The organism is Halorussus halobius (genome assembly GCF_004765805.1).
Lineage (GTDB): Archaea > Halobacteriota > Halobacteria > Halobacteriales > Haladaptataceae > Halorussus > Halorussus halobius.
The window spans coordinates 1,167,720-1,190,091 of the sequence record NZ_ML219773.1 but is presented as its reverse complement, the minus strand read 5'-3'; the positions used below and the strand labels follow the sequence as shown (position 1 = coordinate 1,190,091).

At 68.6% G+C, this 22,372-nt stretch carries 15 protein-coding genes; 10 read left to right on the top strand and 5 right to left on the bottom strand.

The window, feature by feature from the left end:
* Positions 1–249: 249 nt before the first annotated feature.
* Positions 250–783 carry an Rrf2 family transcriptional regulator gene (locus tag EPL03_RS06040; RefSeq protein ID WP_135828417.1) on the bottom strand — a complete coding sequence of 178 codons (534 nt, stop codon included), beginning with the start codon at positions 781–783 and terminating at the stop codon, positions 250–252.
* A gap of 141 nt (positions 784–924) precedes the next feature.
* Here EPL03_RS06040 and EPL03_RS06035 point away from each other — a divergent pair, with 141 nt between their 5' ends.
* The 3 genes from EPL03_RS06035 (at position 925) to EPL03_RS06025 (ending at position 3,781) form a co-directional block, all read left to right on the top strand.
* Complete coding sequence (locus EPL03_RS06035) at positions 925–1,854, top strand: NAD-dependent epimerase/dehydratase family protein (protein WP_135828416.1); 930 nt, start codon at positions 925–927, stop codon at positions 1,852–1,854.
* A gap of 83 nt (positions 1,855–1,937) precedes the next feature.
* Complete coding sequence (gene rocF / locus EPL03_RS06030; RefSeq protein WP_135828415.1) at positions 1,938–2,861, top strand: arginase; 924 nt, start codon at positions 1,938–1,940, stop codon at positions 2,859–2,861.
* A gap of 251 nt (positions 2,862–3,112) precedes the next feature.
* On the top strand, positions 3,113–3,781 hold the full coding sequence (locus EPL03_RS06025) for an HAD family hydrolase (protein WP_135828414.1): 669 nt from the start codon (positions 3,113–3,115) through the stop codon (positions 3,779–3,781).
* 6 nt (positions 3,782–3,787) lie between these two features.
* Here EPL03_RS06025 and gyrA read toward each other — a convergent pair whose 3' ends face one another.
* Both gyrA and gyrB read right to left on the bottom strand, forming a co-directional pair.
* Positions 3,788–6,247 carry a DNA gyrase subunit A gene (gene gyrA, locus EPL03_RS06020; RefSeq protein WP_135828413.1) on the bottom strand — a complete coding sequence of 820 codons (2,460 nt, stop codon included), beginning with the start codon at positions 6,245–6,247 and terminating at the stop codon, positions 3,788–3,790.
* Positions 6,248–6,269: 22 nt separating this feature from the next.
* Positions 6,270–8,186 (bottom strand): DNA topoisomerase (ATP-hydrolyzing) subunit B, encoded by a 1,917-nt coding sequence (gene gyrB, locus EPL03_RS06015; RefSeq protein WP_135828412.1) that lies wholly within the window; start codon positions 8,184–8,186, stop codon positions 6,270–6,272.
* A 498-nt stretch (positions 8,187–8,684) separates the two neighbouring features.
* Here gyrB and EPL03_RS06010 point away from each other — a divergent pair, with 498 nt between their 5' ends.
* The 5 genes from EPL03_RS06010 to EPL03_RS05990 all read left to right on the top strand — a co-directional run bounded on the left by EPL03_RS06010 (position 8,685) and on the right by EPL03_RS05990 (position 15,309).
* On the top strand, positions 8,685–9,590 hold the full coding sequence (locus EPL03_RS06010; protein ID WP_135828411.1) for a hypothetical protein: 906 nt from the start codon (positions 8,685–8,687) through the stop codon (positions 9,588–9,590).
* 1 nt (position 9,591) lies between these two features.
* The gene (locus tag EPL03_RS06005; protein ID WP_135828410.1) at positions 9,592–11,697 is read left to right on the top strand and encodes an outer membrane protein assembly factor BamB family protein; all 2,106 of its coding nucleotides are present in this window, start codon (positions 9,592–9,594) and stop codon (positions 11,695–11,697) included.
* A 413-nt stretch (positions 11,698–12,110) separates the two neighbouring features.
* Positions 12,111–13,247, top strand: coding sequence for a hypothetical protein (locus EPL03_RS06000; protein WP_135828409.1), 1,137 nt, complete (start codon positions 12,111–12,113; stop codon positions 13,245–13,247).
* A gap of 59 nt (positions 13,248–13,306) precedes the next feature.
* On the top strand, positions 13,307–14,464 hold the full coding sequence (locus EPL03_RS05995) for an ABC transporter substrate-binding protein (RefSeq protein ID WP_135828408.1): 1,158 nt from the start codon (positions 13,307–13,309) through the stop codon (positions 14,462–14,464).
* Complete coding sequence (locus EPL03_RS05990; protein ID WP_135828407.1) at positions 14,464–15,309, top strand: ABC transporter permease; 846 nt, start codon at positions 14,464–14,466, stop codon at positions 15,307–15,309. The genes EPL03_RS05995 and EPL03_RS05990 overlap by 1 nt, the downstream gene beginning before the upstream one ends.
* 21 nt (positions 15,310–15,330) lie before the next feature.
* Here the strand turns inward: EPL03_RS05990 and EPL03_RS05985 are convergent, their stop codons facing one another.
* Together EPL03_RS05985 and EPL03_RS05980 are read right to left on the bottom strand one after the other, a co-directional pair.
* Positions 15,331–16,086 (bottom strand): ABC transporter permease, encoded by a 756-nt coding sequence (locus EPL03_RS05985; RefSeq protein WP_135828406.1) that lies wholly within the window; start codon positions 16,084–16,086, stop codon positions 15,331–15,333.
* The gene (locus tag EPL03_RS05980; RefSeq protein WP_135828405.1) at positions 16,083–16,904 is read right to left on the bottom strand and encodes an ABC transporter ATP-binding protein; all 822 of its coding nucleotides are present in this window, start codon (positions 16,902–16,904) and stop codon (positions 16,083–16,085) included. Before EPL03_RS05980 ends, EPL03_RS05985 begins: the two co-directional genes overlap by 4 nt.
* A gap of 258 nt (positions 16,905–17,162) precedes the next feature.
* Between EPL03_RS05980 and EPL03_RS05975 the strand changes: the two genes are divergently transcribed.
* A complete protein-coding gene (locus EPL03_RS05975; RefSeq protein WP_135828404.1) occupies positions 17,163–21,281 on the top strand; it encodes a DNA topoisomerase VI subunit B in 4,119 nt (1,372 codons plus the stop codon).
* On the top strand, positions 21,278–22,369 hold the full coding sequence (locus EPL03_RS05970; RefSeq protein WP_135828403.1) for a DNA topoisomerase IV subunit A: 1,092 nt from the start codon (positions 21,278–21,280) through the stop codon (positions 22,367–22,369). The genes EPL03_RS05975 and EPL03_RS05970 overlap by 4 nt, the downstream gene beginning before the upstream one ends.
* Positions 22,370–22,372 lie beyond the last annotated feature (3 nt).

Genomic DNA, 22,372 nt, shown 5'->3' with positions numbered 1-22,372 from the left:
GAACGTCCGGAGCCCTCCGATACAAAGGCTTTGGAACCCGCATCATATGAGTGAGAATACCTAACACAATATCCGTTCGCGGTCCGGAATCGCCGAAACGACCGCGACAGCACCGGGAGAATGCGAGCGAGCGCTCGTGTCGGGTGGGGACGCCCTGGCCGGTGGGACGCTGGCGGTCCCGCCAGGCGACCGCGGGCCGACTCGCGACGGGCCATCGCCGGGACCGGGTCCGACCCGGACCGACGGCCCTCAGTGGTCGGGGTCGGCGGCGGGCGCTTCCATCGACTCGATTTTCAGGATGAGGATGTTGCTGGTGTCGTCCTTGCCGTCGACGGTCCCCTCGACGACCAGCTTCGAGAGCGGCGTGGGACCCACGCGGACCGCGTCGCCCTCGTGGAACTCCCGGACCGACCCCTGGAGGTGTATCTCGGCCCGGCACAGCTCCGGGTGGTGGACGCTGGTGAGGTCTATCTCCTGGACGTTGGCGTCCGTCACCGGCTCGCGCTCGTGGACCAGTTCGACCTCGGCCTCCCGGTCCATGTCCTGGACGCCGAGCGCGTCGAACGCGTCGGCGGTGGGCTTGTACCCGCCTTTCGGCCCGGGGACGCCCTCGACGAGCTGGAGGGCCTTCAGGCTCTGCATCTGGTTTCGGATGGTGCCGGGGTTGCGGTCGACCTGCTGGGCGATGTCCTCGCCCTTGACCGCGTCCTCGGTCTCCCGATGGAGGTTCACCAGGGCGGTGAGTATCGTCTGTTGACTTGCAGTCAACTCGATGGAAGCCATTGACGGGAGGTTGGCAATCGACCGCCTTAAATGCGGCGGACCCCCGAAAATCCCGGTACAGGTCGGGAATCTTGCCAGTTTCCCGCCCCGTTGGCGCGCCGGAGCGACACCGATTTCACGGTGGGGACGGTCGGTACGACCATGCAGGACCAGCGCGTTCTCGTGACCGGCGGTGCCGGCTTCATCGGATCGAACCTGGCCAACTCCCTCGCCGAGGACAACGAGGTCCTCGTCGTCGACGACTGCTATCTCGGGACGCCGGAGAACCTGGACGACGACGTGACGTTCCACGACGCGAGCGTCCTCGACGACGACCTCCCGACCGAGGGGGTCGACGTCCTCTTCCACCTCGCGGCGCTGTCGTCGCTCACGATGCACGAGGAGAGCATCGACGGGCTCCGGCGCGGTGCCCGCGTCAACGTCGAGGGCTTCGCCAACGCGGTCGAGCAGGCACGGCAGGACGGCTGCGAGACCGTGGTGTACGCCTCGACCTCCTCCATCTACGGCGACCGATACGAGCCCTCGCCCGAGAGCATGGACGTCGAGGCCCGCACGGGCTACGAGGCCTCGAAGCTCGCTCGCGAGCGCTACGCCGAGTACTTCGCCAACGCCCACGACCTGAACGTGGCCGGGATGCGCTTTTTCTCGGTGTATCAGGGCTACGGCGGCTCGGAGGGCCACAAGGGCGAGTACGCCAACATCATCTCGCAGTTCGCCGACGACGTCGCCAGCGGCGAGTCGCCGGTCATCTACGGCGACGGCACTCACGCGCGGGACTTCACCCACGTCGACGACGTCGTCCGGGGACTCGAACTCGCGGCCGACCACGAACTCACGGGCATCTACAACCTCGGTACGGGCGAGGCCTACACCGCCAACGAGGTCGTCGAGATGCTGAAGGCGGAACTCGACTCGGACGTCGAACCCGAGCACGTCGAGAACCCCATCGACGACGACATGTTCGTCCAGGGCACGATGGCCGACCCCTCGAAGATGAGGGAGGCGACCGGCTGGGAGCCCGAAATCAGCTTCGAGGAGGGCGTCGCGGAGGTCTGTTCCCAGTACGAGTGAGCGGCTCGCGCTCTCCCGTCCCGCAAGTATCGCGCCAACCAGAAATCAGGTCTTCTTTATTCGAGGGGCTCGATGGCCCGCACATGAGTAGACAGGTGCGGATCATCGGCGCGCCGATGGACCTCGGAGCCAACCGACGCGGCGTCGACATGGGGCCGTCGGCCATCCGGTACGCCGGCCTGGCCGAGGAACTGGCCGACGCGAACGTCGACGCGACGAGCGACGCGGGCGACCTCGCCGTCCCGCGCGCGGAGGAGCGCGACCCGGACGCCGAACAGCCCGCCGAGGGCTCGGCCAAGTTCCTGCGCGAGACCGCCGACCTCTGCACGCGACTCGGCGACGAGGTGGCCGACGCCCTCGCGGCCGACACCTTCCCGCTCGTGCTGGGCGGCGACCACTCCATCGCCATCGGGACCATCGGCGGCGCGGCCCGCGACGCCGACCTCGGCGTGCTCTGGTTCGACGCCCACGGCGACTTCAACACGCCCAGGACCTCGCCGTCGGGCAACGTCCACGGGATGCCCCTGGCGGCGGTGCTGGGCATCGGCGACTTCGCCGACACCGAGTGGGCCAACGCCACGAACCTCCGCGAGGCGAACGTCGCCATCGTGGGCCTCCGGAGCCTCGACGAGACCGAGCGCGAGGCGGTCCGGGACAGCGACGTGACGGTCTTCACCATGTCGGAGATCGACGAGCGCGGCGTCACCCAGGTCGTCGAGGACGCCCTCGACGTGGCGACCGACGGGACGGACGGCATCCACGTCAGCCTCGACGTCGACTGGCTCGATCCCCACGAAGCGCCCGGCGTCGGCACGCCCGTCCGGGGTGGAGTCACCTATCGGGAGGCCCACTCGGCGCTCGAAACCGTGGCCGAGCGCGACGAGCGCGAGGACGTCGTTCGCTCGCTGGAGGTCGTCGAGGTCAATCCGATTCTGGACGAGTCGAACGAGACCGCGGAACTCGCGACCGGGCTGGCCGCGAGCGCGCTCGGGAAGCGCATTCTCTGAAGACCACGTTTTTCTGGTCGGGTGCGCCGCGCAGGGCCGGCTGCGGCGGCCCTGCGCGCATCCGCCTCGAAAATCCGGACCAAAAAAGGGCCGCGACGAGGGGGCGCGCGACGACTCGTCGCGCGCCCCCTCGTCGCGGTGAAACGGCGCTTCGCGCCGTATACTAGCGGTCGACGGGCGATGGGATTCGTCGTGCGTGGTGTTCTCCGGAACCGACACGACCAAGTTCCCGCGACGAGCGGGAACCGAAGATGACCGAGTACGACGCGGTCCTGTTCGACAACGACGGCGTACTGGTGGAACCGCCGGCCAGGGCGACGCTGGAGTCGGCCGCCGAGTCGGCGTTCCGGGCCGTGGGCGTCGACGACCCCGACCCCGACCACGTCGAGGCGGTCGCGTACGGCGTGACGCCAGACCTGCTGGCCGACGTCTGCGGTGCCTACGGCGTCGACCAATCGGCGTTCTGGGCGGCCCGCGACCGCCACGCCTCGCGCGCCCAGCGCGAGGAGTTCCGGGACGGCGACCGGGACCGCTACGACGACGTGGCGGCGCTGGCCGACCTCGACCGCGACCTCGGCGTCGTGAGTTCCAACCAGCACGAGACCATCGAGTTCGTCGTGGAGTCCTTCGCGTTCGCGGACCGGTTCGACACGTACTACGGCCGGGAACGGTCGGTCGAGAGCGTCCGCCGGAAGAAGCCGAACACCCACTATCTCGACCGCGCGCTGGCCGATCTCGGGGCCGACGCCGCGCTGTTCGTCGGCGACAGCGAGAGCGACGTGGAGGCCGCGCGACGGGCGGGACTCGACTCGGCGTTCGTCCGACGCGACCACTGCGAGGGCGTCGAGCTATCTGTCGACCCGACCTACGAGGTCGCCGACCTGTGGGAGGTCGCAGAAATAGTTGACCGCAGTCGTTGACGAGTCTTACTGCTCGCCGCCCGCGCTCGGAATCACGTCCACGCTGGCCACGCGGTCGTCGCCTTCGAGGTCCATCACCGTCACGCCCATCGTGTTCCGACCGACCGCCGAGATGTCGGCCGCGCGGATGCGCATGATCTGGCCGTCGTCGCTCATGATGACGAGGTGGTCGTCGGGCGCGACCGCCTCGACCGCCGTCACGTCGCCGTTGCGGTCGCCGGTGTCGATGTCCGCGAGGCCGTAGCCGTTGCGCGACTGCTTGCGGTACTCCGAGAGGGGCGTCCGCTTGCCGTACCCGTTCTCGGTCACGGTCAGCAGGTCGCGGTCCTCGGCCTCGCCGACCGCGACCAGCCCGGCCACCTCGTCGCCGCGGAGTTCGACCCCCCGGACGCCGCGGGCGTTTCGGCCCATCTCGCGGGCCTCGCTCTCGTCGAACCGGATGGCTCGCCCGCCGCGCGTGGCGACGAGCAGGTCGGTCGACCCGTCGGTCACCTTCACGTCCACGAGTTCGTCGCCGTCCTCCAGTTTCGCGGCGATGATGCCGGTCGAGAGGATGTTCTCGAACTCCGAGGCGGCGGTCCGCTTGACGTAACCGTCCCGGGTCACCATGCTCAGACACTCCTCGTCGCCGAACTCGTCGGTGTCGACCACGGCGGTTATCTCCTCGCCGTCGTCCAGGTCGAGCAGGTTGACCGCCGACTTGCCCCGGGCGGTCCGGGAGCGTTCGGGAATCTCGTAGGTCTTGAGCCGGTAGACCTGCCCCTGATTCGTGAAACAGAGCAGGTAGTCGTGGGTGTTGGCGCGGAACACCTTCGACACCCGGTCGCCCTCCTTGAGGTCGCCGCCGATGATGCCCTTGCCGCCGCGGTTCTGGGCGTCGAACTGGGCTGCGGGCATCCGCTTGACGTAGTCCTGCTCGGTCACGACCACGACCACGTCCTCCTCGGCGATGAGGTCCTCGCGGGTCACCTCGTCGGTGTTCTCGATGAACGAGGTCCGGCGCTCGTCGTCGTACTCGTCTTTGACTTCGAGCAGTTCCTCCTTGACCACCGAGAGGAGTTCCGACTCGTCGTCGAGGATGGTCCGAAGCCGCTCGATGCGGGCCTGGACCTCCTCGTACTCGCCCTCGATTTCGGCCGCCTCCATCGACGTGAGGCTGCCGAGTTGCATCCGGACGATGTGGTCGACCTGCTCGCCCGAGAAGTCGTAGGCCGCCTGCAGGTCGGCCTTGGCCTCGTCGCGGTCCTCGGCGTCCTGGATGATGTCGACGACGTCGTCGGCGTTTTCGAGCGCCGTCAGTCGCCCTTCGAGGATGTGGGCGCGGTCCTCGGCCTCGTCGAGTTCGTACTGGCTCCGGCGGCGCACGACCTCCTTGCGGTGGTCGAGGTAGTGTCGCAGCGTCTCCTTGAGCGACAGCACCTTGGGTTCGCCGTCGACCAGCGCGAGGTTGATGACGCCGAAGGTCTTTTCGAGGTAACTCTCCAGCAGCTTGTTCTCGACGACCTCGGTTATCGCGTTGGACTTCAGCTCGACCACGATGCGGATGCCGTCGCGGTCGGACTCGTCGCGCAGGTCCCGGATGCCCTCGATGGACCCCTCGTTGACCGCGTCGGCGATCTTCTCGACCAGTCGGGCCTTGTTGGTCTGGTAAGGGAGCTCGGTGATGACGATGCGGTCGCTCCCGTTCTCGCGGGACTCGACCTCGTACTCCGCTCGCACCCGGACGCGGCCTCGACCGGTCTTGTACGCGGCGTGGACCGCGTTCCGGCCCACGATGTTCGCGCCGGTCGGGAAGTCCGGTCCCTTGACGTGGTCCATCAGGTCCTCGACGGTGGCGTCGGGGTTCTCGATAAGTTCGACCGTCGCGTCGATTACCTCGCCGAGGTTGTGCGGCGGGATGTTGGTCGACATGCCGACCGCGATGCCCGACGAGCCGTTCACGAGGAGGTTCGGGAACGCCGAGGGCAGCACCTCCGGCTCCTGGAGCCGGTCGTCGTAGTTGGGCTGCCAGTCGACGGTGTCCATGTCGATGTCGGCCAGCAGTTCCTCGGCGATGGGGGCCATCCGGGCCTCGGTGTACCGCATGGCGGCCGGCGGGTCGCCGTCCACGCTCCCGAAGTTGCCCTGCCCGTCGACCAGCGGATACCGCATCGAGAAGTCCTGTGCCATCCGGGCCAGCGCGTCGTAGATGGACTGGTCGCCGTGGGGGTGGAAGTCGCCCATCGTGTCGCCCACGATGTTCGAGGACTTGCGGTGGCTCGCGCCGCTGGTGATGCCCGACCGATGCATCGCGTAGAGGATGCGCCGGTGGACCGGCTTCAGCCCGTCGCGCACGTCAGGCAGCGCCCGCCCCGCGATGACGCTCATCGCGTAGTCGATGTAGCTCTGCTCCATCTCGTCCTCGACGCGGACGTTCTGTACCCGCTCTGCGACCTCCTCTGGGAGGTCGGATGAATCCGTGCTCATGGTGTGTGTCGAAGTGACTCTCTCAGATGTCGACCCAGTCGGCCTCGCTGGCGTGCTCTTTGATGAACTGCTTTCGCGGCTCGACCGCGTCGCCCATCAGCACCGAGAACATCTTGTCGGCGGCCGCCGCGTCCTCGATGGTGACCTGTTTCAGGATGCGGTTCTCGGGGTTCATCGTGGTGTCCCACAGCTGTTCGGGGTTCATCTCCCCGAGCCCCTTGAACCGCTGTATCTGGTCGGGCTCGCCGTCGCACTCCTCGGCGACGACGCGCTCGCGCTCGGCCTCGGTCATTACGTCGTAGGTCTCGCCGCGGTGGCGGATGCGGTACAGCGGCGGCTGGGCCGCGTAGACGTACCCCGCTTCGAGCAGCGGCTTCATGTATCGATAGAGGAGCGTCAGATACAGCGTCCGGATGTGCGCGCCGTCCACGTCGGCGTCGGACATGATGATTATCTTGTGATAGCGCGCGTCCTCGATGTCGAACTCCTCGCCGATGCCCGTGCCGAGAGCCGTGATGAAGTGGCGTATCTTGTCGTTTTCGAGCACCTTGTCGAGCCGGTGCTTCTCGACGTTGAGCACCTTGCCAAAGAGCGGGAGGATGGCCTGGAACTCCCGGTCGCGGGCCTGCTTGGCGCTTCCCCCGGCGCTGTCGCCCTCCACGACGAACAGTTCGGCTTCGGTGGGGTCGCGGGTCTGGCAGTCCGCGAGCTTGCCGGGCAGGGCGGTCGATTCGAGCGCGTTCTTCCGCCGGGTCAGCTCCTCGGCCTTCTTGGCGGCCTTCCGGGCCTTCGCGGCCTCGACGGCCTTCGAGACGATGGCCTCTGCGGTCCGGGGGTTCTCCTCGAAGTAGGTCGCCAGCCCGTCGTGGATGGCCGACTCGACGATGCCCCGGACCTCGCTGTTGCCGAGTTTGGTCTTGGTCTGGCCCTCGAACTGCGGGTCGGGATGCTTGACCGAGACGACGGCGGTCAGCCCCTCGCGGACGTCCTCGCCCGTGAGGTTCTCGTCGAGGTCGCCCAGCAGGTCGTTGTCGTCGGCGTAGTCGTTGACGTAGCGGGTGAGCGCGGTCTTGAACCCGGTGAGGTGGGTGCCGCCCTCGCGGGTGTTGATGTTGTTTGCGAACGCGTGGATGGAGCCCTGTAGCTCGTCGGTGGCCTGCATCGCCACCTCCACCTGTATGTTCTGGTCCTCGTCCTCGAAGTAGATGACCTCCTCGTGGAGGGGCGTCTTGGTCTCGTTGAGGTACTCGACGAACTCCCGGATGCCGCCCTCGTACTCGAAGGTGTCGGCGTCGCCGCCCTCGCGCTCGTCGGTCAGTTCGATGCAGACGCCCGAGTTGAGAAAGGCGAGTTCGCGCAGTCGGCTCTCCAGCGTCGAGTAGCTGAACTCGTCGGTCTCGAAGATGTCGGTGTCCGGCCGGAACCGGATGGCGGTCCCGGTCGACTCGTCGTCTTCGAGGTCCCGGACGCGTTCAAGCGGGCCGGCGGGTTCGCCCTGCGCGAACTCCTGGTGCCAGACCGCGCCGTCGCGTCTGACCTCGACTTCGAGGTGTTCGGAGAGGGCGTTGACCACCGAGACGCCGACGCCGTGGAGGCCGCCCGAGACCTGATAGGACTTGTTGTCGAACTTCCCGCCGGCGTGGAGGACCGTGAGGATGACCTCGACGGCGGGCTTGTCGTACTCGTCGTGGGTGTCGACGGGGATGCCCCGGCCGTCGTCGGCGACGCTCACCGTCCCGTCGTCGTGGACGGTCACCTCGATGGCGTCGCAGTAGCCCGCGAGCGCCTCGTCGATGGAGTTGTCGACCACCTCGAACACGAGGTGATGGAGGCCTCTCGCGTCGGTAGAGCCGATATACATCGCCGGGCGCTTCCGCACGGCCTGTAGGCCTTCGAGAACTTGAATCTGCCCGGCCCCGTATTCGCTTTCCTGACTCATAAAACCTGATTCGGGGTAGCCGTTCCACTCTAATAAATCCCTCGCACGCGCGCGCGGAACGCCGGAATTACGCGAGCAGAGCCGACAGCACAACCCAGCCCACCGCGCTCGGCCTCGGCGGCGTAGTCCGGGAGTCGACAGCGGCGGCGGCCCGGCGGGAGACACCTCGAATACCGGACGTAAATCCGCGATGGTCGCGCTCGCCAACGGGGTACGCGTCGATTACGCCCCGGCCGCTCGACGGGTGTGTCGACACGAGCGCGGGACCGGCGGTGCCGGTCCCGGCTCGGTCCGACCCCGGTCCCGAGAGACGGCCGCGATACCGCGAAGAAACGACCGGTTACGTCGGGAGCGCCGCCGGACGGCGTCCGGGAGCTGTGGCCCGTCGACCAACTCGCGTGGCCGTGACCGTTCGATTCGCGCGAACCTCGGCTTGAACTGCGGAACCGAGAGAACGGTCTCGGCCGCTTATCACCGCCCGGCCCGGTGTGTAGGTGCATGGTACACGCTCAGAGAGAGCGAACAGTCTCGGACGACCAGCGTCGGGAGTTCCTGGCGGCGCTGGGCGTCGGAAGCGCGGTCGCGGCCGGGGGAGCGACGTTGGACGACGTGCGCGAGGCCGTCGGCACCGCGACGACCGACGAACTCGCGTCCGTGGGCGAGGGGATTCGAAGCGACCTCGCGGGGAGCCTCGACGCGGGCACGCTCGCGGACGCCCACGTCGGGCTCGCAGGGGCGACAGCCGGACTGACGGCGGTCCCCGAGCGCGGCCTCCCGGCCGAGGAGTCGGGGCCACGCGACGAGTTCGGGGCGGTCGCGGCGGCCGCCCGACCCGCCTACGACCACCTCGCCGAGGTGGGGTTCTTCGAGAGCACGACCGAGCGACTCCCCGAGTTCACGCCCGGCTACGTCGAGGACAGCGTCCGCCGGTTCGTGGTCTCCGAGGAACTCGCCGGGCCGCTGGCGGACCTCGAGTTCGCACAGGAGGAACTGGTCGACCTGCTGGCGACCGTGGTGAGCCACCGCGAGCGGCTCGGGGACCGCCACTGGGTCGCCACCGACGACCTCCCCCGCGAGCGGATGGAGTTCGCCGAGTACGTCCCGCCGATGACGGAGGCGGCGGCCGGCGGCGTCCTGCTGTGGTTAGAAGACCTGGACCAGCACCTCTGGACCAACGCCGTCCTGCTGACCGACGACGTCGTGGCCGACGCGACGTGGGACGCCCGCGCGATGGCCGCCGGCTTCGACCTGATGCTCGACGGGGCGCGCCGAATCGCGGCGGGCGAGGCCACCGCCGACGACGAACTCGCCGGCCTGCTGTCGAGCGGCTTCGCGCTTCAGGCCGTCGCACAGAACCGCCTGCTGCCGGACGCCTACTGGATAACCGAGGAGGTGCGAGCCTGACATGACCGCAGACATCGACCCCGAGACCGAGGAGATAGAACCGGAGGAGCGACCCCACTACATCGACACCGGCCCGGAGGCTCGCGGCGAGGACGAGCACGTCCGATTCGACGTCCAGGACGTCGACGCCGAGTTCTCGTTCGGCGGCGCGATAGCCGGGTGGACGGGACGGGCACCGTCGAGCATCGAGGGCGAGACCAACCCGACGATGGAACTCGAAGCCGGCAATCGGTATCGGGTGGTCTGGGAGAACGTCGACGGCGCGCCCCACGACTTCGTGATTCAGAACGGGGACGGCGACCGCATCGTCGGGACGGAGGTGTTCGCCCAGCAGGGCGAGACCTACACCCTGACGTTCGAGGCCACCGAGGAGATGGCCCAGTACATCTGCACCGTCCACCCCAACTCGATGGTCGGCGACGTGGCGGTGTCCGGCGGGAGCGGCGGCGGTGGCGGCACGCAGTCGACCGAGCGACGGCAACCCGAGGGGCCGGGCGCGGCCGACGAGCCCATGCCCCGGATGGCGGTGACGACCGAACTGCTCCGCGACGACGCCGACCGGCGCGACTCGTGGCTGGTGTACGACAAGGGGCTGGGCCAGCGCGGCTACACGCCGGCCGACCAGCTCGACGCCGACACCGTCTCGTCGCTCGAACGGCAGTACACGATTCCGACCGACAGCGCGGGCATCGAGACGAACCCGGTAATCGTCCCGTCGGACCCGCCGGTGATGTACTACACCACGAGCAACCTCGCCGTGGTCGCGGCCGACGCCCGGACCGGCGAGAAGTACTGGCAGTTCAAGTACGCGCTGCCGGGCGACAACGCGGGCCAGACCGGCCGCAACCGGGGCGTGGCGGTGTGGCAGGACAAGGTGTTTTTCGCCACGACCGACACGTACCTCGTCGCGCTGAACCGCTACACCGGCGAGAAGGAGTGGGAGACGCTGATGCTCACCGACGAACAGCTCGAGGAGATGGACCAGCCCAGGCGGATGTCCATCTCGCAGGCTCCGGTCGCCTACGACGGGCAGGTCCACGTCGGCATGAGCGGCGACTTCGGCGGCTGGTGCGTGGCCTCGGCGGTCGACGCCGAGTCCGGTGCGGTCGACTGGCGGGTCAACCTGGCACCGAAAGACGAGTGGGTCGGCGACAGCTGGCGGTTCGCCAGCAACGCGCCGTGGATGAGTCCGGCTATCGACCCCGAGACGAGCAACGTCTTCTACGCGGTGGGCAACCCCTGTCCGATGATGAACGGCATCGTCCGACCGGGGCCGAACAAGCACTCGAACTCCATCGTCGCCATCGACCTCGACTCGGGCGAGCTAGAGTGGGCGAGCCAGCAGCTCCCCCACGAGCTGTGGGACTACGACAGCCACGACACGCCGACCGTCTTCGACCTGGAGGTCGACGGCGAGACGCGGCGGGCGGTCTCGACCGACCAGAAGGCGGGCTGGACCTACGTGTACGACGCCGAGACCGGGCGACTGCTCGAACGCACGGCGGCGTGGTCCAGGCAGGACCACGAGTGGGCCGACGACTTCCTCGCGCTCCCGCCGCGGGGCGAGGAGAACGCCGGGACGTGCTGGCCGGGCACCATCGGCGCGACCGAGTGGCCGCCGTGCGCCTACGACCCCGACACCGGGCTGCGGTACGTCGCGGCGGTCGACGCGGCCCAGCGGGTGTCCTACGACCCCGACTGGGAGTACGACACCGAGGGCGACATCTCGCTGGCGGAGGGCGGCTCCCGGCTCGCCTCCGAGGACACGTCCCACACCGCGTTCGTGCAGGCGGTCGACCCCGCGACCGGCGACCTCGCGTGGCGCACCGAACTCCCCGACGTCGACCCGTCGTGGTCCCACTGGCGCATCTGGCCCGGCGGAACGACCGCGACCGGCGGGGGCGTGGTGTTCGTCCCCTCCTCGGGCGGGCACGTCTACGCCCTCGACGCCGGGACGGGCGAGCGCATCTGGAGCGCCGACACCGACGCCGACCGCATCACGCCCGCGCCGGTCGTCTGGGACGACCCCAGCGAGGGCACCCAGTACGTCGCGGTCGCGGCCGACGACGAGATTACGGTGTGGTCGTCGGGCGGCTTCGAGGAGTAGTTCGGTCGCGTCCGTGCGGTTGCGGTGCGGTCGCGGTTGCAGTGCTGTCGCGGTTGCGGTGCGGTCGCGGTTCGGTCACGGTTACTCGTCGGCTCAAGCAGTAGTCCGCTTCCGGTTAGCTCCGTCCCGTCTTCCGAACGATAACGACCTAGCTACTGCTTGAGCCTCGGGGAAACAGCAACCGCACAGTATCCCAGTGAACAACCGCACAGCATCTCAGGGAGCAATCGCACCTCACCCCCAGCGGACGAGCCAGCGCGCGGCGCAGGCATCGAAGCAGTCGTTACGTCCGCGTTACCGGGCTCGCTCGCGAGGAAACCCGAGCCAGACCGCGAAACGGTTCGGACGGTCGTTCCGGCCGGGGAAAACGGAGTCGGTCGTTTATCCCGCGCCTCGGCGTAGCCGGTCGCGGAATGACAGACAGAACCACAGCGACCGTGCTGGTCGCCACAGTGCTACTGGTCGCGGCCGGTGCCGTCGTCGGCGTCGGCGCGACCGGTTCGGCGACCGACGCGTCGGCGGTCGCCGCCCAAGACACGACCGCAGAGCAGGAGACGAGCCAGGCGAACGAGACGACGACAGAGACGACCAAAGCCGAGGCGCGCAGCGGTGCCACCGACGAGGGAACCACCGCGGGCGAGGAAACGGCGGCCGAGGCTGACGGCCAGACCACCGAGGGCGAAACCACCGAAGCCGACCAGACCGAACAGGCCGACCAGACCGAGCAGGCCGACCAGACGGCCGCGAGCGACGCCACGAACCTGACCGCCAGCAACGTCACGTTCGAGCGGCTGGTCGTCCGCAACGTCACCGTCCTCGACGCCGAGTTCGGCGAGCTCACGGTGCTGAACGCGACCGACGAGGGGAACGCGAGCAACGAGACCTACGCCGACGTCGCGCTCGACCGCGCCGAGCTGACCGGCGAGACCACCGACCTCGCGCTGACGAACGTCACGGTCCGCGACGAGTCGCTGGCCGACGCACTGCTGAACGAGACCGGACCGCTGGAGATACGGACCCGGCTCGTTATCGACCGCGCGGTCCTCCAGAACCAGACGGTCGAGGGCCTCGCGGTCGAGCGGGCGACCGTGCGTAGCGACGCGGCCGAGAACGTCTCCACGGCGGCGAGCGCGAGCGACCAGTCGGCCGAGGACGACCAGTCCGACGGTGACGCCGACGAGAGCGACCAGCCCGCGCTGAGCGCCGAGACAGCCGAAATCGAGAGCGTCGACCTCGCCGACCTCTCCGTGGCCGGCGCGCCGGTCGGCGAGTCGGCGACCGACGCAGAGGCCGAGACGGAGACGGCTGCGGCCGAGACCGACGCTGAGGATACAGCGACCGAAGTCGACGACGAGAGCAACGCGACCGACGACGCGACTGCGACAGAGGAGACGACTGCGACCGACGGGAGTGCGGAGGAGACGGCGACGGACGACGCGGCGACCGCCGACGGCGACGAGACGGCGACCGAGACGACGAAGGCCGAGGCGCGGAGCGGTGCGACCGACGAGGGAACCGCCACGGGCGAGGAAACCACGACCGAGTCCTGACGACGGCCCCACTCTGCCCGAACTATTTTACGCCCGACAGCCGTGCCTCCTGTGGAAACATGGGGGAGACACGACGACGGATTCTTCGTGCAGTGGGTGCGAGCGCGGTCGGACTGACGGGCGGGGTCGGGACGACGGGGGCGGTCGGGCCGCCGGCGGGTCAGAACGCGACGAGCGCGTCGCTGCTGCTCAACTGGCGACCCAACGGCCTGCACGTCCCCTACTACGTCGCGTCCGAGCGCGGCTTCTACGAGGAGGCCGGCCTCGAACTCGCCGGCATCGAGAGCGGGCAGGGGTCGGACTTCTCGGCGCGGCAAGCCGGGCTGGGCAACGCGCCGCTGGCGATCACGAGCGCCGACCAGCTACTCAATATCAACACGCGCGACCTCTCGCCGGTGGCGGTCGGCGTCGTGATGCAGCGCAGTCCGGTCGTGGTGTTCACCACGCGCGAGACCTTCGGCGAGGAGTTGACGAGTGTCGACCAGCTCGCGGGCCGGACGGTCGGCACCGGCCCCGGGATGGTCCGGGTTCTCACGCGGCTCATGCTCGAGCGGGGAGGCGTGCTCTCGGAGGTTGAGATGGTCGACTCCGGGTTCGACACGGTCCAGCAGTTGCTCGCTGGCGACGTCGACGCGGCGGGCGGCGTGTTCGGCGACGCCGTGACCGCGCGCCAGGACGGGACCGAGGTGTCCTCGATTTCGGTCGCGGACGCCATCCCCTCGTACGGCCACGTCGTCGCCGCCGATCCCGACTTCGTCGACGAGAACCCCGACGCGGTGCGAGCCTTCCTGACCGGGACCGCCCGGGGCGCGGCGTGGGCGACCGAGAACCCCGACGAGGCGGTCGACCTCCTGATAGCGGCGAATCCCTCGCTGGCGGAGTCCCGGGCGGTCGAGCGCGAGAAGTGGGTCGAGATGGCCCGGGGCTACCTCGTCTCGCCGGCCGTCCGCGAGAACGGCTGGGGATGGAGCGAGCCCGACCCGTGGGCGAGGACCTACGAGGCGCTGGCCGACGCCGACCTGCTCGGCGGCGAAGTCGACCCCGAATCGACGTGGACCAACGAGTACCTCGACGCCGAGAGCGCGTACGTGGGCGACTACGCCTCGCGCGTCTCGGTCGGCGAGGGGACCGCGACCGGAACCGACACCACCGCGACGGACGGCGACCGGACGACCACGTCGGACGGGACCGACCCGACCACGACGGGCGGTAACTGATGGCGTCAGGGCCGCCGTCCCACTCGTCCCGGGCCCCGCCCGAGGACGCCGGGCGCGCGCGCTCGGCCGGAGCGGTGGCCACGCGCTCGCTCGCGAGTCGCACCGGCGCGGTCGCGCAGCGGGCGACGCCGCCCCTGCTGGTGGCCGGACTCGTCCTCGCGGCGTGGTGGGCGACCGCGCGATTCACCGCGCTCCCGACCGTCGTGTTCCCGAGCCCCGGCGACGTCGCGGGCGCGCTCGCGACCCACTGGCCGACCCTGCTCGACGCCGCCGGCGTGACGGCGGTGACGGTCGGACTGGGGGTCCTCGGGGGCGCGAGCGTCGGTGGGGCGCTCGCGGTGGCGATGGCCGCCTCCGAGACCGCCGCGACGGTCGTCCGGCCGTACGTGGTCGCGCTCCGCATCGTCCCCGCCGTCGCGGTCGCGCCGCTGCTGTTCCGGTGGGCCGGCGACGGCGTGCCGGCGCGCGCGCTGCTGGCGGCCACGCTCGCGGTGTTCCCCGTGACGATAGCGACCTATCAGGGGTTGTGCGCCACGCCCGAGGAGTACGTGGCGCTCGCGCGCTCGGTCGGCGCGTCGCGAATCCAGCAGTTCCTCCGCGTCCGGCTCCCGGCCGCCGCACCCCACGCGTTCGCCGGGCTGAAGATAGCCACCGTGGCGGCGGTCGTCGGCGCGGTGGTCGCGGAGTTCCTCGCGCTCGACGCCGGCATCGGCTACGAGGTGTTCCGGGCCTCGACGTACCTCCGGACCGCCCGGATGGTGGCCGCGCTCGGCGTGCTGGCGGCGCTGGGCGTGGGGTTCTATCTGATTCCCGCGCTGGTCGAGCGCCGATTCGACAGGGGGTAGGGAGCGGACGACTGGGGGGTGTTACTGCCACGACACCCGGTTCTCGACCGCCGCGACCAGTCCGTACACCGCCATTCCCTCGACGAAGAGGACGACGACCGCCGCCATCACGAGGTCGGTCTGGACGTTCTCCGCGCCCACGAGGACGAGGTACCCCAGGCCCTCGTCGGTCACTATCCACTCGGCGACCACGGCACCGACGACCGCGAGCGCCGCCGACTGCTTGAGGCCGGCGAAGATGGCGGGCAGGGCCGCCGGAATCCGGACGAAGGCGAGGGTCTCGACTCGACCCGCGTCCACCGAGCGGAGCAGGTCGAGGTACGCCTCGGGCGTCCCCCGGAGGCCCGCGGCCGAACTCACGAACGTCGGGAAAAACGAGACCAGCGCGACGAACGCCAGCGCCGTCCCCGTCCCGGTGCCCAGATACACCAGCAGGAGGGGCGCGACGGCGACCTTCGGCAACACGCGCGCGGTGACGAGATACGGGTAGAGCGCGCGCCGGAGGACCGACGAGGTGGCCACCACGGCGGCCGCGCCGAACCCGGCGCAGACGCCGACAGCGCCCCCGGCGAGGACGGTCCGGAGCGTGGCCCGCGCGCTCCGGACGTAGAGGTCCGGCTGGCCGACGAGTCGCGCAGCGACCGCACCAGGCGCGGGCAGCAGGTACGGTGGCACCTCGAAGACGGCGACCAGCGCCCACCACGCCGCCACGCCCGCCGCGAGCGCCGCGACCGGCAGCGAGACGCGGGCGGCCGGGACCCGGTCGGCGTAGCTCATCGCCCGCCGTCCCCGTCGTGGAGCGCGGTCCGGACCGCCGCGACCTGTCGCTGGAACGGTTCGGTGCCGTACACCGACTCGTCGCGGGGCCGGGGCAGGTCGACGTCGAACGCGCCCGCGACCTCGCCCGGCGCGTCGCTCATCACGACGCACCTGTCGGCGAGAAAGACCGCCTCGGGGACGCTGTGGGTCACGAACACCACGGTCTTCCGGCGGTCGCGCCACACCCGCCGGACCTCGACGCCCATCTCCTCGCGGGTGAGTTCGTCGAGTTCGCCGAACGGCTCGTCCATCAACAGCACGTCCGCGCCGAGGTGGAGCGCGCGGGCGATGGCGACCCGCTGGGCCATCCCGCCCGAGAGCTCGGCCGGCCGGGCGTCCTCGAATCCCGCGAGGCCGAGCGTCCCCAGCAGGTCCCGCGCCCGCTCCCGGTCGGGGGGTTTCCCGGCCAGCCGCCGGAGGAAGACGACGTTGTCCAGCGCCGACTTCCACGGCAGCAGGGCGTGGTGCTGGAACACGAAGCCGAACGCGCCCGCCCGGCGAGCGCGCTCGGGCGTCTCGCCGGCCACCCGCACCGTCCCGGCGGTCGGCTCTTGCAAGCCGCCGACCGTCCGGAGCAGCGTGGTCTTGCCACAGCCCGAGGGGCCGATGACCGTGACGAACTCGCCGTCCTCGACCCGGAGGCTCACGTCCGCGAGCGCCCGGACCGCCCCGAAGTCGACGGTCACGTCGTCGAGAGCTATCGCGGGCTCGCGCCCGCCGCGGGGCTCGCGGTTCGACTCGTCGGCCGCTCGCAGACTCGTCTCGTCCCCCACCATCGCGTTCGTCGGTCTACGGCGGGCAGCCATAGGTGATTTTCGCCCGTGGCGGGAGCGCGCGGTGCGGCGTCGGGGCGGGCGGTGTAGTGCGGGGCGGTGAGGTCGTCCGCTGGGCATCGGCGGAAGCTAGCGTCTCGCTGGTCAGCGACGTCGACCGGCCGGAATCGGCCTACGGGAGCGGGGTCCGTCGACACTTTCACTTTCACTTCGCGCCACCGAGACACCTTTAACGTCCACGCGGCTACGGACTACGCACGAATGCCATCCATCCAGTCGACGCTCGGCGACGAGGAGGGGGTCGCCGAGGAGCTGGCCGAGAGCCAGCGCCAGATATCTATCGCCGAGTTCTTCGAGAAGAACAAGCACATGCTCGGGTTCGACAGCGGGGCCCGAGCGCTGGTGACGGCAGTCAAGGAGGCGGTCGACAACGCCCTCGACGCGACCGAGGAGGCCGGCGAGAAGCCCGACATCTCCGTGAGGATAGACGACGCGGGCGACTACTACACGCTCGTAATCGAGGACAACGGCCCGGGCATCACAAAAGAGGAGGTACCCAAGGTGTTCGGGAAGCTGCTGTACGGCTCGCGATTTCACAGCCGAGAGCAGTCGTTGACGCCCGACCAGCGACTGTTGGTACGACGAAACGGCGAGGTCGATTTCGTCCCTATCGGGATGCTGTGTGACGCCTATCTGCCCCAAGACGGGGCGGGAACGGCTCCGATTCCGGACGAGATAGAGGTCCCGTCGTTCACCCGAGACAGTCACGAGATGTCGTGGGAGTCGGTCACGCACGCTATCCGTCACGAGACGGACGAGCGGACCTACGAGATCACGACCGAGAAGGGACGCACCGTCGAGGTCACGGGGAACCACAGCCTGTTCAGCGTCACGAAGGACGGCGATACGAGGGAGGTCAACGCCGGAGAACTCGCGGCGGGAGAGACGATTCTCGCTCCGCGAAGGCTCCCCGGTTTCGACGAGACGACGTCGGAGGTGAACCTGCTGAACCATCTCACGGCCGACCAACTCGAAGACAGACGAGTGTACGTCTACGGGTTCGACGAGGAGACGTTGGCCGACATTCGGTCGGGCGAGACGGTGCGTCGGAAACCGTCCGAGGACAGCGGCCGAAAGCGGTACTACTACCGGTACGACGGCGTCGAAATACTTCGTGACAGTTTGGAGCAAAACTACATCGAGAAGGGGTATCTCCCCGCGGAGAAAGTGCTGGAACTCGGCTGGGAAGACAGGGCCGCCGACTGCGAGTTCAAAACGTATCAAGTCGGTGGTGAGACGACCACGATACCGGTCACCGTCGAACTCTCGGAGTCCTTCATGGAGCTTGTCGCCTACTACATTTCGGAGGGGCACGCCGACGACCGACAAATCGGCCTCACGTTCGGCTCTCACGAGTCGACGTTGGTCGAGGCGACTGAACGGGCGGTCGCGGGCGTCGGCGGTTCGACAACGACGGTCGAGCGGGAACGCAACTCGACCCGCGTGAAAGCGTTCGGGTCACCGTTGGCGATGTTCCTCAAAAACCGCTGTGGCGACGCTGCCAGTAACAAACGTGTCCCGGAGTTCGTCTTCGAGGCCGACCCCGAACGCCAGCGCCAGTTCATCGCCGCGCTCTACCAAGGAGACGGGTCGGACTCGTATCCGGGCAACGAACTCTCACACACCACGACGAGCGAGACGTTGGCTCGACAGCTTTCGGTCCTCTGGAATATGCAGGGGGTACTGGCGAGTACGGAGGTCGTCGAAAACGCCAGCGGGTACGCCGACGACTCGGCGACGACGTATCGAACGAAAGTGTACGGCGAGGACGTGACCCTGGGAGACGTGTTCGAGACGCAGACTCGGCCGGGCGAGCAGCAGTACAAACGCATTCCAGTCTCCCTTCTCGACGACGTTCGGGTCGAAGACACGTCACGAGAAACCGTCCCGGATACCGTTCCCGGTCTGTTACTGGGAGCTGGCGTCGGGTCGGATATCGACCACGCGGAGGTGTATCGGTCACTTATCGAAGATGCGATAGCGGGCGAGTACGTCGAGAAGCCACGGTACGTCCACAACCTCAGGGAGATGGGGCTTCTCGACGACGACCACCGGCCAACGGAGGAGTTGACAGCACTCTGGGAAACGGTGCAGAACCTTCACGGTCTCACCGACTCCGATATGTGTCTACTACGAGTGGAGAACGTCGAGGCGACCGACCCACCGGAGTACGTCTACGACATCTCGGTTCCGGGTGCGACGGGAGCAGACGAAAACTTCGTCGTCGCAAACGACGGTGCGCTCAGCGTCAAGAACAGTCGCGGCCAGCAGGGCATCGGTATCTCGGCGGCTGTGCTGTACTCGCAGTTGACCTCCGGCAAGCCGGCGAAGGTGACCAGCAAGACCGAGTCCGGGAGCGAACGCTACCTCGAACTCGTCATCGACACCGACGAGAACGAGCCCGAGATCAAAGACGAATCGGACTCGCCGCCGCCCGGAAAACACGTCAACCACACGCACGGCACCCGCATCGAACTGGAGATGGAGGCCAACATGCGCGCCCGGTCACAGCTCCTCCAGTACGTCAAGCACACGGCCGTCGTCAACCCCCACGCCCGCATCACGTTTCAGGAGCCCAGCATGGACGAGCCCCGGCAGTTCGAGCGGGCCGACGGGGCCGAACTCCCCGCCGAGACCGAGGAGATACGGCCACACCCCCACGGCGTGGAACTCGGCACCGTCCTCAAGATGCTGGCGGCGACCGACTCCCACAGCGTCTCGGGGTTCGTCCAGGAGGAGTTCACCCGGGTCGGTCGCAAGACCGCCGACTCCATCCTCGACGAGTTCCGGGACCGCCACGTCGGCCGGGAGGCCGCGTGGACGCCGCCCCAAAGCCACGAGCAGTCCGACCTCGCGCGCGCCGTCGCCGACGCGGTCGCCAACAAGGGCAAGGACGCCACCGCCGCGTTCGGCGACGCGGTCGCCGACGCCGTCTGCGCCCGCGACCGCCTGGCCCACCACGAACTGGTCGGAATCGTCTCCGAGGTCGCCGAGGAGGTGGGCGACGACCACGACGCGACGTTCGGCGACACGGTCCAAGAGAACGCGGTCGAGGCCGCGTGGGAGCGACTCACCGACGACCGGACGAGCGACCTCTACGCGCTGGTCGACGCGGCCACCAGCACCCGGAAGGACGACGAGACGGTCCACGGGCTGGCCGAGCGACTCGCCAAGCGGTTCGAGAAGGGGCGCGAGCGCGACCGCGCGACCCACGCGACCCTCGTCGAGTACGTCGACCGCGCCGCCGACCAGACCGAGGAGTACGACGACGCCACCGTCGGCGACACCGCCCGCGAGAACGTCGTGATGGAGGTCTGGAACACGATGGTCACGGTGCCCGACGACGTGCCGAAGGTCCGCGAGTTCGTGGACGACCGCGACGCCGCCAGCGACCTGCTCGACGCGATGAAGGCGACCGACATCATCGCGCCGCCGACCAACTGCCTGTCGCCCATCACCGACGACCTCGTGGAGGCCGGCCTCCGGAAGGAGTACGACGCCGACTTCTACGCGGCGTCGACCCGCGACGCCGAGGTCCACGGCGGCGACCCGTTCATCGTGGAGGCGGGCATCGCCTACGGCGGCGACCTCGAAGCCGAGGGACAGGCCGAGGTGCTCCGCTTTGCGAACCGGGTCCCGCTGGTCTACCAGCGCGGGGCCTGCGCCACCACGGACGTCGTCAAGTCCATCGGCTGGCGCAACTACAACCTCGACCAGCCCGGCGGTTCGGGCATCCCGAACGGTCCGGCGGTCATCATGGTCCACGTGGCCTCGACCAACGTGCCGTTCACCAGCGAGAGCAAGGACGCGGTGGCCAACGTGCCCGAAATCGAGGACGAGATAGAGCTGGCGATTCGCGAGGCGGCGAGGGAGCTCAAGTCGTATCTCAACAAGCGCAAGTCCCTCCAGAAGCGCAAGAAAAAACAGAGCGTCATCGCCTCCATCCTGCCGAAGATGGCAGAGAAGCTGGCCGACGTGACCGACGAGGGCGAACCCGAGTACGAGGACGCGATGGCCCGCATCATGAACAACGTCCTCGTCGAGCGAGAGGTCGAGGACGGCGAGGTGGAGCTCGTGGTCGAGAACAACTCCGGCTCCAACGCCGACCTGGAGGTCACGGAAATCGTCTTCGCCGAGCCGTCGGACCTCTCGGACGGCGCACAGGCGGTCCCCATGGACGACGAGTGGTTCGTCAAGTGGGAACCGACCGTCGGAAGCGGTGAGACGGAAACCCTGACGTACCGGGTGGAACCGGACGCCGAATTCGCCGAAGCGAACGTGGACGGAATCGAAGCCCCCAAACTCACTAACAACACATGAGCGCAGACAACGAAGCGGAGGCCCAGGAGAAGCTGGTCGACCTCGCGGCGGAGTTCTACGACCAGTTCCAGCGCGGCGAGATACCCGAGATGTCGGTCCCCACGCGGACCAAGAGCAACATCGTCTTCGACGAAGAGGAGGACGTGTGGGTGTACGGCGAGCGCGAGTCGACCCGGAGCGCCAACAGCGTCCGGGGCGCGCGCAAGCTGCTGAAGGCGGTGTACACCATCGACTTCCTGGCCGAGCAACTCGACCAGGACCGGTCGTCGACCCTGCGGGAGCTGTACTACCTCTCCGAGAGCTGGGACGTCGAGGAGGCCCAGTTCAACTCCCAGGACGAGTCGAACCAGCTCATCGAGGACCTCGAAATCGTCTCGGAGGTCACCCGCGAGGACTTCCACATGCGCCCGGAGGAGTCGGGCGCGAAGGTGATGGGGCCGCTGCTCCTCCGCGAGCAGACCAACCGGGGCGACCGCGAGATTCACTGTCAGGACGACGTCGGACAGGGCGGCTACCAGATTCCGAACAACCCCGACACCATCGAGTTCCTCGACAACGACGCCGACTTCGTGCTGTGCGTCGAGACCGGCGGCATGCGCGACCGGCTGGTCGAGAACGGCTTCGACGACGAGTACGACGCCATCGTGGTCCACCTCGGCGGCCAGCCCGCGCGGGCGACCCGCCGGCTCACCAAGCGCCTCCACGACGAACTCGGTCTGCCGGTGACGGTGTTCACGGACGGCGACCCGTGGTCGTACCGCATCTACGGCTCGGTGGCCTACGGCTCCATCAAGTCCGCCCACCTCAGCGAGTATCTGGCCACGCCCGAGGCGACGTTCATCGGCATCCAGCCCGAGGACATCGTGGAGTACGACCTGCCGACCGACCCGCTCAGCGACTCGGACGTCAACGCCCTCGAATCCGAACTGGAGGACCCGCGGTTCCAGACCGACTACTGGGAGGAGCAGATAGAGCTCCAGCTCGACATCGACAAGAAGTCCGAACAGCAGTCGCTGGCCTCCCACGGGCTCGACTTCGTGACCGAGACCTACCTGCCCGAGCGGCTCGACGAGATGGGCGTCGTGTAGACC

Coding starts and splice junctions, on each gene's coding strand:
- EPL03_RS05990 (WP_135828407.1), top strand. CDS start 14,464: ATGGCGTCAGGGCCGCCGTCCCACTCGTCCCGGGCCCCGCCCGAGGAC.
- EPL03_RS05980 (WP_135828405.1), bottom strand. CDS start 16,904: ATGGTGGGGGACGAGACGAGTCTGCGAGCGGCCGACGAGTCGAACCGC.
- EPL03_RS06005 (WP_135828410.1), top strand. CDS start 9,592: ATGACCGCAGACATCGACCCCGAGACCGAGGAGATAGAACCGGAGGAG.
- gyrA (WP_135828413.1), bottom strand. CDS start 6,247: ATGAGCACGGATTCATCCGACCTCCCAGAGGAGGTCGCAGAGCGGGTA.
- rocF (WP_135828415.1), top strand. CDS start 1,938: ATGAGTAGACAGGTGCGGATCATCGGCGCGCCGATGGACCTCGGAGCC.
- EPL03_RS05985 (WP_135828406.1), bottom strand. CDS start 16,086: ATGAGCTACGCCGACCGGGTCCCGGCCGCCCGCGTCTCGCTGCCGGTC.
- EPL03_RS05975 (WP_135828404.1), top strand. CDS start 17,163: ATGCCATCCATCCAGTCGACGCTCGGCGACGAGGAGGGGGTCGCCGAG.
- EPL03_RS06000 (WP_135828409.1), top strand. CDS start 12,111: ATGACAGACAGAACCACAGCGACCGTGCTGGTCGCCACAGTGCTACTG.
- EPL03_RS05995 (WP_135828408.1), top strand. CDS start 13,307: ATGGGGGAGACACGACGACGGATTCTTCGTGCAGTGGGTGCGAGCGCG.
- EPL03_RS05970 (WP_135828403.1), top strand. CDS start 21,278: ATGAGCGCAGACAACGAAGCGGAGGCCCAGGAGAAGCTGGTCGACCTC.
- EPL03_RS06010 (WP_135828411.1), top strand. CDS start 8,685: ATGGTACACGCTCAGAGAGAGCGAACAGTCTCGGACGACCAGCGTCGG.
- EPL03_RS06025 (WP_135828414.1), top strand. CDS start 3,113: ATGACCGAGTACGACGCGGTCCTGTTCGACAACGACGGCGTACTGGTG.
- EPL03_RS06040 (WP_135828417.1), bottom strand. CDS start 783: ATGGCTTCCATCGAGTTGACTGCAAGTCAACAGACGATACTCACCGCC.
- gyrB (WP_135828412.1), bottom strand. CDS start 8,186: ATGAGTCAGGAAAGCGAATACGGGGCCGGGCAGATTCAAGTTCTCGAA.
- EPL03_RS06035 (WP_135828416.1), top strand. CDS start 925: ATGCAGGACCAGCGCGTTCTCGTGACCGGCGGTGCCGGCTTCATCGGA.